Below are 12,521 nucleotides of genomic sequence, written 5' to 3' on the forward strand. Positions count from 1 at the left end.
GGTAAAGGTAATGAATGAAAAGAAGGTGATTTGTTAATATGTATAACCAACAAAATTATCCATATGATCAAGCGATGTATTATAATCCACATGACTACGGATATGAACCTACAAATGAAGTGAGAGATATTGAACAAGAAGATTACAGACCAGATGATGCAGAAGATGCTCCAACGTCACCACCTCCGTCACAAGCGCCGTCGTTACCGTCTACATTTGCTTCTCCAGCACAACCAGGTAATATGAAATCATGGATGTGTAACTGTCTAGGAAGATGGGGCTATTTACGCTTACATCGTCCTGGTCCTTTCGGAAGAGATTTATGGTTCTTCCCGACTGAAGTGAGAAGAAATGGAGTGTCAGGTTACACGTGGCAAGGTGGTCGTCGTCGTAAAGTAAGTTATCGCTATCAACAAATTAGTAATTTTATGTGCTTCGCATAAAGAGAAGTGGGAGAGTGAAACGATTTTACTCTCTCACTTTTTTATTTTTCAATATACGAAGTAAGATTTTGATTAAAAATTTACAATTTTCACGTTTTTATTAGAGTATAATGCATATGTTGGGTTGATTTTCAAAAACAAATGAGAGTGAGGGAATACAATGTCAATGAAAAACAAAGTTGGGTTAAGCATAGAGGATGGCATTAATTTAGCTTCAGCTCAGTTTAAAGAAGATGCGTATGAAATTTATAAAGAATCGCGAAAAAAACAACCTATATTATTTGTAAACCAAGTTGAAATCGGTAAAGAATGGCTCATTACTAGATATGAAGATGCTCTGCCACTTTTAAAAGATAATCGTTTAAAAAAAGATTGGACAAATGTGTTTTCTCAAGATATAAAGAACATGTATCTTTCCGTTGATAATAGTGACCACTTAACAACGCATATGCTAAATTCAGATCCACCTAACCACAGTCGTTTACGATCTTTAGTTCAAAAAGCTTTTACACCGAAGATGATTGCACAATTAGACAAAAGAATTGAGAAAATAGCAGATGATTTGATAAGTGATATAGAGCGAAAAGGTACATTAAATCTTGTGGATGATTATTCATTTCCATTACCGATTATTGTAATAAGTGAGATGCTCGGTATTCCAAAAGAAGATCAAGCGAAATTTAGAATTTGGTCTCATGCTGTTATTGCATCACCAGAAACACCTGAAGAAATAAAAGAGACCGAAAAACAACTATCTGAGTTTATTACATATCTTCAATATTTAGTTGATATTAAACGAAAAGAGCCAAAAGAAGACTTAGTGAGTGCTTTAATACTTGCAGAGAGTGAAGGGCATAAACTTAGCGCTCGGGAACTATATTCAATGATAATGCTATTAATTGTAGCAGGACACGAGACGACAGTGAATTTAATTACAAATACGGTATTAGCACTTCTTGAAAATCCAAATCAATTACAGTTATTAAAAGATAATCCAAAACTAATTGATTCGGCTATTGAGGAAGGATTGCGTTATTATTCTCCAGTTGAGGTTACAACTGCAAGATGGGCAGCGGAACCTTTTCAAATTCACGACCGAACAATCGAAAAAGGAGATATGGTTGTCATTGCCTTAGCTTCTGCAAATCGTGATGAAACTGTATTTGAAAACCCAGAAGTATTCGATATTACTCGGGAAAATAATCGTCATATTGCCTTTGGTCATGGTAGCCATTTCTGTTTAGGCGCTCCACTTGCGAGGTTAGAAGCAAAGATTGCTATTACTACTTTGTTTAATCGAATGCCTGAACTACAAATAAAAGGGAATCGTGAAGAAATTAAATGGCAAGGTAACTATTTAATGCGTTCTTTAGAGGAATTGCCTTTAACTTTCTAGAATAGTTAAAAGGAGACATGCATACATCGAAAATGATTTACATAGAGTATGTATGTGTTATTTAAATTCGAAACGGAAGGGTGAAAACATCCCAATGATCAACTAATTCTATTTGTAAGAGATCTTCGTTAAAAAACGAAATATTCTTCTGAATAGGGTTAGTCTGTACATTTATAGAAAAGGGATGTATTTCGCTCTGCGAATATATAGTCTTTTTATATGATTTGTGCTGCCTCCTGTTCAGAACATGAAATAGGAGGCTTTTTTATGTCGACAAATGTAGTAACGAAACAAAACAATGGGGTATCACAAGTATTAAAAAATCGGTTTGTTCAAGGGATTTTAGCATCAGCATTATTTTTACAAATAGGAATATGGGTTCGAAACTTTGCGGTATTACTATATGTAATGGAAATGACAAAAGGTGATGCTTTTGCTATTTCGATGATTTCAGTTGCTGAATTCGCTCCAATTTTTATTTTTTCATTTATTGGCGGTACTTTTGCTGATAGGTGGAAGCCAAAGAAGACAATGATATGGTGTGAAACGTTAAGTTCCATTTCAGTATTCGCTGTATTAATTACGCTTATGTTTGGAACGTGGAAAATTGTGTTTTTTGTGACACTCATCTCTGCAATCCTTTCACAGTTTTCACAACCATCTGGAATGAAGTTGTTTAAACAACATTTATCAACGGAACAAATTCAATTAGCAATGTCTATATATCAAACGATATTTGCAATATTTATGGTATTAGGACCAATACTAGGGACATTTATCTTTCATAGTTTTGGAATTTATATTTCAATCATCATAACAGGTATTTCGTTTTTACTTGCGGCAGTTGTATTGTTATTCCTTCCGAAAGATCTTGAAAACGACGTAGAAAAGAAGGATATCACTCTGTTGCAGGAGATGAAGGATGGTATTAAGTATGTCAAAAAGAAAAAAGCATTAACTTTACTAGGGCTTTGTTTTATGGCTGCAGGACTAGGTATAGGATTAATTCAGCCATTAGGTATATTTATTGTGACTGAGCAGTTAGGATTATCAAAAGAGAGTTTACAGTGGCTACTAACAGTAAATGGTGCGGGAATGATTGTTGGCGGAGCATTAGCAATGGTATTTGCGAAAAACGTTGCTCCGCAAAAGATGTTAATTATCGGTATGCTTGGTCAAGCAATTGGTATTGGCATTATAGGATATTCTACAAATTTATGGGTGACACTTACAGCGCAGCTTTTTAGTGGTTTAGCTCTTCCTTGTATCCAAATTGGTATTAATACGCTTATTATTCAAAATAGCGATACCGATTTTATAGGTCGTGTAAATGGTATTTTAAGTCCGCTTTTTACCGGTTCAATGGTAGTAACGATGAGTATAGCTGGCTCATTAAAAGAGATGTTTTCATTAAGTATGATGTATGAAGGGACGGCTTTACTTTTTATAATTGGATTATTGTTTATTTTACCTATATACAATTTAAAGCCAGTAATAGCGGTAGAAAGTGAAATAAGTGGTAAAGGAAGTGCTATACAAAATGAATCCTAATCCAAATGTTAAATACCCTATTGAAGGCAATCAAAACGTTCAATTTATAAAAAATATAATAACAAAACCTAATATACTTGTTGGTGACTATTCTTATTATGATGCGAAAGATGGAGAAACATTTGAAGATCGAGTATTACATCATTATGAATTTCTTGGAGATCGCCTTACTATTGGAAAGTTTTGTTGTATTGCATCTGGAGTTAACTTTATTATGAACGGAGCCAATCATCGGATGGATGGATTTTCGGCATATCCATTTAATATATTTGGAAATGGGTGGGAGAAGTATACACCTAGTTTGTCTGATTTACCTTATAAAGGTGATACAGTTATAGGAAATGACGTTTGGATTGGTATGGATACAACAATTATGCCCGGAATAAAAATAGGGGATGGTGCAATCATTGCAGCTAAATCTGTTGTGACTAGAGACGTCGCACCATATACAATTGTTGGTGGAAACCCTGCAAATAAAATAAAAGAGAGATTTTCAAATGAAATAATTCAAGAATTATTGCAAATTCAATGGTGGCATTTTGATATTGAAAAAATAACTGGAAATATTGATGCTATTGTACGCGGAGATATTGAACCATTAAGAAAGCTAAAAAGGGAATGGAAAATGGATGACAAATAGTATCATACCTCCGAATTTTGTTAATGATAATAGAACAAGGAGGTGTGATACTATGGCACAAGACGTTTTATGTGAAGTAAACAACTGTAAATTTTGGGCGAACGGTAATAAATGTAGTGCAGAGGCAATTTACGTAGTAAGTCATAAAGGTAAACATGCATCTACAACGGAAGAAACAGATTGCAAAACATTCGATCCAGAAGTGTAAATTCTTTAAGGGTAGCCAAATCTTGGTTGCCCTTTTATTAATGATAGTATTGATAATAAATATCATTTTCATTCATTAATTTTAGCTTTTTTTGTTATTTTTTCATATTTTCTTCATAAGTGATGTAATCCAACTCAATTCATGTTCAATTCGTGATTTACTAAATTCAATGACTTCAGTAATAAAGGCTGAGGTAACCTCTAGAGACTGAATAGCGGTAAGTTGACTATGGAGTACGTTTTGACGTACAGTCAAAATCTCTTTTCTAGCTTCATATTCAAGTTTTTCAAATAGCGCGATACGAACAAGAAATTCTGCATTATTTGTCGCAAGTTTTTCGGGAAACTCTCGTAACATTTCAGAAAAAATTTCTTCTCCTGTTTCTGTTATATCGTACATATTTCGGTTTGGTTTTCCAACTTGTTTATGTATTTTTTTCGTTATAGCACCCATATTTTCAAAGCGCCGAAGGGCAGGGTAAAGCATGTTGTGATTTAATTCAAAATTCTCACCTAAACGATTTTGAACATTTTTTTTGATTTCATATCCATGTTTTGGTCCGGTCGTTAATTCTGCTAGTAGTAAAATATCAACGTACATAAAAATCCCCCTTATATATTTCTCAAGTTCTCTAATGAAAAATCCCCTTTAGTATATGTTAAAATAACATATGATAGTTTATACAACTTTGAACTGCCGACCTATCACTTTTATTGTAAAAGAAAAGGGAGGAAAGAACTATGGCTTCACCTGAAAATGTTATTTTAGTTCATGAAATTTCAAAGCTGAAAACAAAAGAAGAATTATGGAATCCATATGAATGGTATCGTTTGATGAGGGATAATCACCCAGTTCATTATGATGAAGAGCAGGATGTATGGAATGTTTTTTTATATGATGATGTAAATCGTGTTTTATCAGATTATCGCTTATTTTCAAGTAGAAGGGAGCGCAGACAATTCTCAATCCCTCCTTTAGAAACTAGAATAAATATAAACTCTACAGATCCACCAGAACATCGCAATGTACGTTCCATTGTTTCTAAGGCATTTACTCCAAGAAGTTTAGAACAGTGGAAACCTCGAATACAGGCTATCGCAGATGAACTTGTACAACATATCGAAAAATGTAGTGAAGTTAATATCGTTGAACAGTTTGCTGCACCTTTACCTGTTACCGTTATTTCTGATTTATTAGGAGTCCCAACAACAGATCGTAAAAAAATTAAAGAATGGTCTGATATTTTATTTATGCCGTATAGTAAAGAACAGTTTAATGATCTGGATGCTGAGAAAGGGATAGCATTAAATGAATTCAAAGCATACCTTCTACCGATTGTTCAGGAAAAGAGATATCATTTAACCGATGATATCATTTCTGATTTAATTCGAGCTGAATATGAAGGCGAAAGATTAACCGATGAAGAAATTGTAACCTTTTCATTAGGTTTACTAGCAGCTGGGAATGAAACCACTACAAATTTAATTATTAATAGCTTTTATTGCTTTTTAGTAGATTCACCTGGAATTTATGAAGAGTTAAGAAAAGAACCTAACTTAATTTCAAAAGCGATTGAGGAAGTATTACGCTATCGCTTTCCTGTTACATTAGCCCGGAGGATTACAGAGGATACAAATATATTTGGTTCTTTAATGAAAAAGGATCAGATGATTGTTGCGTGGGTTAGTGCAGCGAATTTAGACGAGAAAAAATTTTCACAAGCCTCTCAATTTAATGTACATCGAACAGGAAATGAAAAGCATTTAACCTTTGGGAAAGGTCCTCACTTTTGCTTAGGAGCACCACTTGCACGTTTAGAGGCTGAGATTGCATTAACTACCTTTATAAATGCTTTTGAAAAAATAGAGCTATCTCCATCTTTCTGTTTAGAAAAATGTATATTGGAAAATGAACAAACATTAAAATACTTACCTATTCGATTGAAAGCTAAATAAAAATCTTAACAAGGTGCATACATTTGCATCTTGTTTTTTGTTTCTCAATTGTGAGTTTTCGGTAATCACCTTAATATGGAATTGTATAAAACGTAGAGGAGGATTCTTATGTTGACTTGTAATGGAAGTAAATCATTTCAAAAGTTTATTAAAGGTGTTACAGATCTTATGGAAAACGGTTTATTTGAAGAAGAAATAGTGTGTGGCATTGAAAAGTTACTAGAAGAACTTTTAGAAAAGAAAACATGGCTTCCGTTAGATAAACAGAAGGCCAATTTGACTCAATATGCACGACATTTATTGTATGAAGATCCGCTCAAACGTTTTGAAGTACTAGCTCTCGTATGGAAAGATGGACAATCTACACCTTTACATGATCATGACGGCACATGGGGAGTAGAAGGCGTTTTTTCAGGAAGGATTATGGTGCAGAACTTTATACAAACGAAACAACTTGGAAATTCACTTGTTTATTTAACACATACAGGAAATCTTTATTTGGGAGAAGGAGAAACAGATAAAGTAATTCCACCAGCGGATTGTCATATTCTTGAAATTAGCAAAAATGAAAGCGTTATTACGATTCATGTCTATGGAAAACGGTTAGAAAAGTTTAAAGTATATATCCCAACTGAAGAAAAAAATGTGTACATGTGTGAGACAAAATACATTAGTTATAATTCATAGTTTAAAATCCAAAGCTTTTTTAAAAAGAAAAGCTTTGGATTTTATTTTTAATTATTTCTTGACCTGAAACGCTTTTCATAAATTATAAATAAGAAGTACCTCACGAGGATTGTATGAAAACGATACCTAATAATTAATTAGAACTCGTGTATTTATAGAAAGTGGTGAAGAAATAATGAAATTAATCGCAATTGATTTAGATGGAACTCTTCTTTCGGGGAATAAAATGATAAGTAAAGAAAATGCAGAAGCAATTCGAACATGTCAAGAAGCTGGCCATGTTGTAGCAATTTGTACAGGACGTTCAATTGTTGACATTGAGCGATTATTGTTAGAAGTTGATTTAGAGTGTCCAATCATTGCGGAAAATGGTGCTCTTATATATAAAGATAAAAAAATGATGAAGAGATATCCAATTCAAAATATGCAGGCACTTGAAATTGTAGAATATCTTGAAGAGAATGGTTTATATTATCAGCTCTATACTGATAAAGGTGTGTATGTACCGGATTATGGAGTAGAGAGTGTACGTAATGAAATTGAGCATGTGAAGAATTCAAAAGAAAATTTCGACTTGAAAGAGTTAGAAACAATCGCAGCATTATATCTTGAGCATACAGCGTTTCATAGTGCGGAAAGTTGTAAACCAATTGTAGAAACAGATATACATGTGCATAAACTATTACCATTTTCTTATGAAATTGAGAAATTAAAAAAACTCAAAGAAACATTTCTTCATAATACAGATTTAGCAATTACATCTTCATATTGGCACAATTTAGAGATTAATCATCGAGATGCTCAAAAAGGGAATGGATTATATACTTTAGCAGAACAGCTTAATATTCCGGTTGAAAACACTGTAGCGATAGGTGATGGGCTAAACGATGTTTCTATGATGGAAAAAGCGAACATATCAATTGCAATGGGGAATGCAGTAGAAGAAATAAAAGCAATGTGTAAATACGAAACGTTATCAAATGAAGAACATGGTGTGGCACATGCTTTATATAAATATGTAATGTAATTAAAAAAGAAAAAAGAATCCAAATGGATTCTTTTTTCTTTTTTATTAGGGGTAAGGTATTCTATGAGATTCATAGAAGCCTTATTACATTTTATTATATAGAATATATTGGAATAAATGTTTATATTTTTCATAAAAATTGTGAATATTTTATGAACTTTATACTTATTGCATGTTTATACCGCTATTAGTAACGTGTATGACTCTCAAGTGAAAATTCAGTGAATGTAAGGAGGAATTCAAGTTACTAGACAATAAGTGAGGAATCAACGAAATATATACTAATTAAAGGTATATTCAGTATATATATTCTTTTCTTATTTTAATTGAAAAATAAAATTTGTTCGAATAATTATTCTACAGCTATATACCTACACTAGCTTTCTTCGTATAATGGAGAAGTATGAATTTTAGATTTGTATTAATTTTACATATTGAGGTGAAAAAGGAATGAATTCGCGGCTAATGGAACTTATTGATGTGAGTACAATAGAAACCATGGCAGAACAATTTTATAAATTAACTAATATATCACATCAACTTCTTGATGCTGAAAAAGAATGTGTTTTTTCATTCGGAATGAATGAGATAAAAAAGAGTAAACTTCCAAAGATTGAAATCCCCATTTTCTTATACAATCAACATTTAGGATCTTTTGTTGTATGGTCCAAAAAAAGTGAAATTTTCAGTTGTCAAAAATACTTTGAAATGCTCTCAAGTTTAATTTTAGATGGCGCAATAAAAGTATTTCAAAGTAAAAGTACAACGTTGCTTTCTCGGAAAGAGGAGGAACTACATACGATTTTACAAAACATGCCTGTTATGGTCGATGCGCTTGATTATAATGGAGATTTTGTTTTGTGGAATCGAGAATGTGAAATTGTAACAGGTTATACCGCTGAAGAAATAATTGGAAATCCAAATGCACTGCAATTATTGTATCCTGATTATAATTATCGCCATCAAATACAAAAGAAATTTTTAACTTGTGGAAAAAATTTCAGAGATTGGGAAATGCACTTAACATGTAAAAATGGTGAAATCAAAACAATAATGTGGTCGAATATATCAGAACAGTTTCCTGTAACAGGATATAGTTATTGGGCTGTTGGTGTAGATATTACACATTTAAAAGCGATAGAAGAGCAGTTAAAACAACAAACATCTGAACTGGAATTAATTTTTAAAGCTTTACCAGATTTATGTTTCTTAACAGAAGATGATGGCACAATTATAGATTACAAGGCAGGATCTCCTACAAAGTTTTACGTACCCGCAGAAGCTTTTATGGGAAAAAAGTTTTACGAAGTATTACCATCTTCAGTAGCACAGCAGTTTCAGGAAGCCATTAATCAAGTGAAGGAAAAAGGAACGAATGTAATTGTAGAATATCCACTCACACTTAATGGAAGTATTGATTTCTTTGAGGCTAGGTGCTTACCATTATTACATGATAAAATTATGATTATTGTACGCGACATTACAGAGCGAAAAAAGACAGAAGAATTGCTAAATAAATCAGATACGCTTGCAGCAATTGGTCAATTAGCAGCTGGCGTGGCTCATGAAGTAAGAAATCCTTTAACTGTAATTAAAGGTTTTATACAGTTATTTCAAATTAATAAAGAAGATCAAGAAAAATATTTTGATCTTATGCTCTCTGAAATTGAAAGGATAGAAGCGATCCTGCAAGAATTTCTGGCAATTGCTAAAACAGATGAGATAAATACAGAAAAGAAAAATATTTATCAAATTTTTAAAAATGTCGTATCGTTAATGAATACAAAAGCAATTATGACAAATATTCAAGTTGAACTATTTACGGATGACAAAGATATAATTATTGAATGCTCAGAAAATCAATTGAAACAAGTATTTATTAATATTTTGCAAAATTCAATCGAAGCTATGCCAAATGGTGGGGAAATTTCAATTCACATAAAAGAAATAAATGATGATGGTGTCATCATTCATGTAATAGATGAAGGAATAGGAATACCTGAAGAAAGAATTAAGAGATTAGGTGAACCTTTTTATAGTACGAAAGAAAAAGGGACTGGTATTGGATTAATGTTAAGTTATAAAATTATTGAAAGTCATCAAGGGACAATTAGTATCATGAGCGAGGTTGGTGTCGGGACAACAGTAACTATTTACTTACCGAAAGTACTAAGTAAACAATCTCTTTCTAATTGTGACGACAAATGTATAGCAATACGCACTAGTAGTAATTCTTAAATCAATTAATACCCAATAACAAAGCGATTAGTGAAAACTAAGCTTTTTGTTATTGGGTATTTTTTATATTTAATTTAGTAAACTTTACCTTTTCTTTACCTTTGTTTTAATTTCTATTAAGTTTTAAACATTATATTAATATTTGTACAAAGCAATGTATAGAAATTGTACATTACTTTTAATATAGAAATGTGATTATTATTTGAAATATTGTAAGGAGGAGATTATGACAAGGTGAAAAAGCAAGAGAAGAAAAGTGGTAGAGTAGTACCTCTCCGGTTAAATATTTTATTCCTTTGTGTATTTTTATTATTCTCTGGCATTATTATTCAGTTAGGGAAAGTGCAAATTTTTGATGGAGAAACATATAAAAATGAATTAGAGAAGAGAGAAAATGCAACCGTGGGCCTTTCTGTACCACGTGGGAAAATATTTGATCGTGAAGGAAATCCAGTAGTTGATAATAAGTCTTTACGTACGATTACATATACAAAGGTGAAAGGTGTAAAACAAGAAGAAATATTAAAATCAGCAAGACAACTTGCAGATATTATTGAAATGCCACAAGAAGATATAGATAAGTTAACTGAGACTGATAAGAAAGACTTTTGGATGCAATTGAATCCAGAACTGGCTCAAGACTTAGTATCAAAAAAAGAAATAGATAAGTTCCGAGATAAGGATATTACCGGAAAAGAGCTAGACAAAAAAATAGAAGATTTAAAAAGGAAACGCGTTACAGATAAAAATCTTCAAGAACTAACGGCTAAAGATATAGAAGTGTTAGCTATTAAAAGTAAAATGACCTCAGGTTTTCAAATGGCACCTCAAATTATTAAAAAGGACGTTAGTGAACAGGAATATGCGGTGATTAGTGAAAATTTAGCGAACCTTCCAGGAGTAGACGCATCAGTTGATTGGGAGAGAATCTATGTAAATGATGGATTATTCCGTTCTGTCCTTGGTAACGTTTCAAATGCTGATGAAGGATTGCCACGTGAACGATTAGATTATTATTTAGTGCGTGATTATAGCCGAAATGATAGGGTCGGAAAAAGTTATATCGAACAGCAATACGAAGATGTACTTCATGGTACAAAAAAAGAAGTAAGAAGCATTGCTGATAAACAAGGAAATACTATTAGAACGGAAACGGTTTCGGAAGGAAAAAGCGGTAAAAATTTAACTTTAACAATAGATATGGAATTGCAAAAAAAAGTAGAGGAGAGCATAGAAAAAATATTAAAACAATATAAAGGATCAGAATCAATGTTAGACCGTGCTTTCGTAGTGATGATGAATCCTAAAAATGGCCAAGTATTATCAATGGCTGGGAAAAGGCTTGTAGAAAAAGACGGGAAAATGGAAGTAGAAGATTATGCTTTAGGCACGCTGACAAGTTCATATGAGCTTGGATCAACGGTTAAAGGTGCGACAGTGTTAACAGGGTTTGAAACAAATGCAATAACTCCTGGAACACATTTTTATGATGCACCTATGAAGTTTAAAGGAACTAAGGAAAAGAAGTCTTGGAAAAATTTTGGTGATATAGACGATCTAAGAGCGTTACAAGTTTCTTCAAACGTTTATATGTTTAATATAGCATTAAAAATTGCTGGCGTGGATTATGTAAAAAATAGTTCACTAGATATTAAACAAGAATATTTTGATAAAATGAGGTATTATTTCAGGCAATTTGGACTAGGTGTACAAACTGGTATTGATTTACCAAATGAAACTGCAGGGCAAATTGGAAAAAAAGATAATCAGCCTGGTTTCTTATTAGATTATTCTATTGGGCAATATGATACGTATACACCACTTCAGCTTGCACAATATATTTCGACTATCGCAAATGGAGGATATCGAATGAAACCACAAATTGTTCAAGAGATTAGAGAACAAACCGTTCAAAAAGATGAGGTTGGTAAAGTAGTACAATCAATAGAACCCGTTGTTTTAAATAGAATCGATATGAAACAAGAATATATTAATCAAGTAAAAGAAGGATTTAGAAAAGTATTTCAAGAAGGAGATGGAACAGGAGTAAGAGCGTTCCAAAAAGCACCATATAAACCAGCTGGTAAAACAGGGACCGCACAAACTGTATATGGTGGAGAAAATGCAATTGGGCGAAATGCGAAAGGCGATCGTAGAGAATGTTATAACTTAACATTAGCTGGATATGCGCCATATGATGATCCAGAAGTAGCATTTTCTGTTGTAGTACCGTGGGTTGAAAATGATAAATCGGGCATTAACTCCGATATTGGAAAAGAAGTTTTAGATGCTTATTTTGATTTGAAAAATAAGCGGTTAACTGGTGAAGCGCCAAAAACAGATGCCTCTAAAGAGAATTAAAATGTACGAAACGTC

11 protein-coding genes are annotated in these 12,521 nt (G+C 32.7%); 10 read left to right on the forward strand and 1 reads right to left on the reverse strand.

Annotation, left to right across the window (positions count from 1 at the left end):
* Positions 1 to 38: 38 nt before the first annotated feature.
* The 5 genes from AB6801_RS27125 (at position 39) to AB6801_RS27145 (ending at position 4,238) form a co-directional block, all read left to right on the forward strand.
* Positions 39 to 443 (forward strand): hypothetical protein, encoded by a 405-nt coding sequence (locus AB6801_RS27125; protein ID WP_000282680.1) that lies wholly within the window; start codon positions 39 to 41, stop codon positions 441 to 443.
* 160 nt (positions 444 to 603) lie between these two features.
* Positions 604 to 1,839 (forward strand): cytochrome P450 family protein, encoded by a 1,236-nt coding sequence (locus AB6801_RS27130; RefSeq protein WP_000062125.1) that lies wholly within the window; start codon positions 604 to 606, stop codon positions 1,837 to 1,839.
* 267 nt (positions 1,840 to 2,106) lie between these two features.
* Entirely contained in the window at positions 2,107 to 3,390 is a 1,284-nt protein-coding gene (locus AB6801_RS27135) for an MFS transporter (RefSeq protein ID WP_000106395.1), read from the forward strand.
* Positions 3,380 to 4,030 carry a Vat family streptogramin A O-acetyltransferase gene (locus AB6801_RS27140; protein WP_048567664.1) on the forward strand — a complete coding sequence of 217 codons (651 nt, stop codon included), beginning with the start codon at positions 3,380 to 3,382 and terminating at the stop codon, positions 4,028 to 4,030. Before AB6801_RS27135 ends, AB6801_RS27140 begins: the two co-directional genes overlap by 11 nt.
* A gap of 52 nt (positions 4,031 to 4,082) precedes the next feature.
* Positions 4,083 to 4,238, forward strand: a complete 156-nt coding sequence (locus tag AB6801_RS27145) for a DUF1540 domain-containing protein (protein ID WP_000046095.1) — start codon at positions 4,083 to 4,085, stop codon at positions 4,236 to 4,238.
* Positions 4,239 to 4,340: 102 nt separating this feature from the next.
* Here AB6801_RS27145 and AB6801_RS27150 read toward each other — a convergent pair whose 3' ends face one another.
* Positions 4,341 to 4,838 carry a PadR family transcriptional regulator gene (locus AB6801_RS27150; protein ID WP_000289122.1) on the reverse strand — a complete coding sequence of 166 codons (498 nt, stop codon included), beginning with the start codon at positions 4,836 to 4,838 and terminating at the stop codon, positions 4,341 to 4,343.
* 140 nt (positions 4,839 to 4,978) lie between these two features.
* Between AB6801_RS27150 and AB6801_RS27155 the strand changes: the two genes are divergently transcribed.
* From AB6801_RS27155 to AB6801_RS27175, 5 genes are all read left to right on the forward strand, one after another.
* Complete coding sequence (locus AB6801_RS27155) at positions 4,979 to 6,193, forward strand: cytochrome P450 (RefSeq protein WP_000168018.1); 1,215 nt, start codon at positions 4,979 to 4,981, stop codon at positions 6,191 to 6,193.
* Positions 6,194 to 6,301: 108 nt separating this feature from the next.
* On the forward strand, positions 6,302 to 6,880 hold the full coding sequence (locus tag AB6801_RS27160; protein WP_000954437.1) for a cysteine dioxygenase family protein: 579 nt from the start codon (positions 6,302 to 6,304) through the stop codon (positions 6,878 to 6,880).
* A gap of 175 nt (positions 6,881 to 7,055) precedes the next feature.
* Positions 7,056 to 7,907, forward strand: coding sequence for a Cof-type HAD-IIB family hydrolase (locus tag AB6801_RS27165; RefSeq protein ID WP_097998850.1), 852 nt, complete (start codon positions 7,056 to 7,058; stop codon positions 7,905 to 7,907).
* 450 nt (positions 7,908 to 8,357) lie between these two features.
* A complete protein-coding gene (locus AB6801_RS27170) occupies positions 8,358 to 10,145 on the forward strand; it encodes a PAS domain-containing sensor histidine kinase (RefSeq protein WP_016110062.1) in 1,788 nt (595 codons plus the stop codon).
* Between the two features lie 234 nt (positions 10,146 to 10,379).
* On the forward strand, positions 10,380 to 12,506 hold the full coding sequence (locus tag AB6801_RS27175) for a peptidoglycan D,D-transpeptidase FtsI family protein (RefSeq protein ID WP_000743767.1): 2,127 nt from the start codon (positions 10,380 to 10,382) through the stop codon (positions 12,504 to 12,506).
* Positions 12,507 to 12,521: the final 15 nt, after the last annotated feature.

It is taken from the genome of Bacillus sp. RCC_6_1 (genome assembly GCF_041360755.1).
Lineage (GTDB): Bacteria > Bacillota > Bacilli > Bacillales > Bacillaceae_G > Bacillus_A > Bacillus_A cereus.

Excerpts from the sequence above, each read along its gene's own strand:
- AB6801_RS27125 (WP_000282680.1), top strand. The coding sequence starts at position 39 with ATGTATAACCAACAAAATTATCCATATGATCAAGCGATGTATTATAAT.
- AB6801_RS27130 (WP_000062125.1), top strand. The coding sequence starts at position 604 with ATGTCAATGAAAAACAAAGTTGGGTTAAGCATAGAGGATGGCATTAAT.
- AB6801_RS27135 (WP_000106395.1), top strand. The coding sequence starts at position 2,107 with ATGTCGACAAATGTAGTAACGAAACAAAACAATGGGGTATCACAAGTA.
- AB6801_RS27140 (WP_048567664.1), top strand. The coding sequence starts at position 3,380 with ATGAATCCTAATCCAAATGTTAAATACCCTATTGAAGGCAATCAAAAC.
- AB6801_RS27145 (WP_000046095.1), top strand. The coding sequence starts at position 4,083 with ATGGCACAAGACGTTTTATGTGAAGTAAACAACTGTAAATTTTGGGCG.
- AB6801_RS27150 (WP_000289122.1), bottom strand. The coding sequence starts at position 4,838 with ATGTACGTTGATATTTTACTACTAGCAGAATTAACGACCGGACCAAAA.
- AB6801_RS27155 (WP_000168018.1), top strand. The coding sequence starts at position 4,979 with ATGGCTTCACCTGAAAATGTTATTTTAGTTCATGAAATTTCAAAGCTG.
- AB6801_RS27160 (WP_000954437.1), top strand. The coding sequence starts at position 6,302 with ATGTTGACTTGTAATGGAAGTAAATCATTTCAAAAGTTTATTAAAGGT.
- AB6801_RS27165 (WP_097998850.1), top strand. The coding sequence starts at position 7,056 with ATGAAATTAATCGCAATTGATTTAGATGGAACTCTTCTTTCGGGGAAT.
- AB6801_RS27170 (WP_016110062.1), top strand. The coding sequence starts at position 8,358 with ATGAATTCGCGGCTAATGGAACTTATTGATGTGAGTACAATAGAAACC.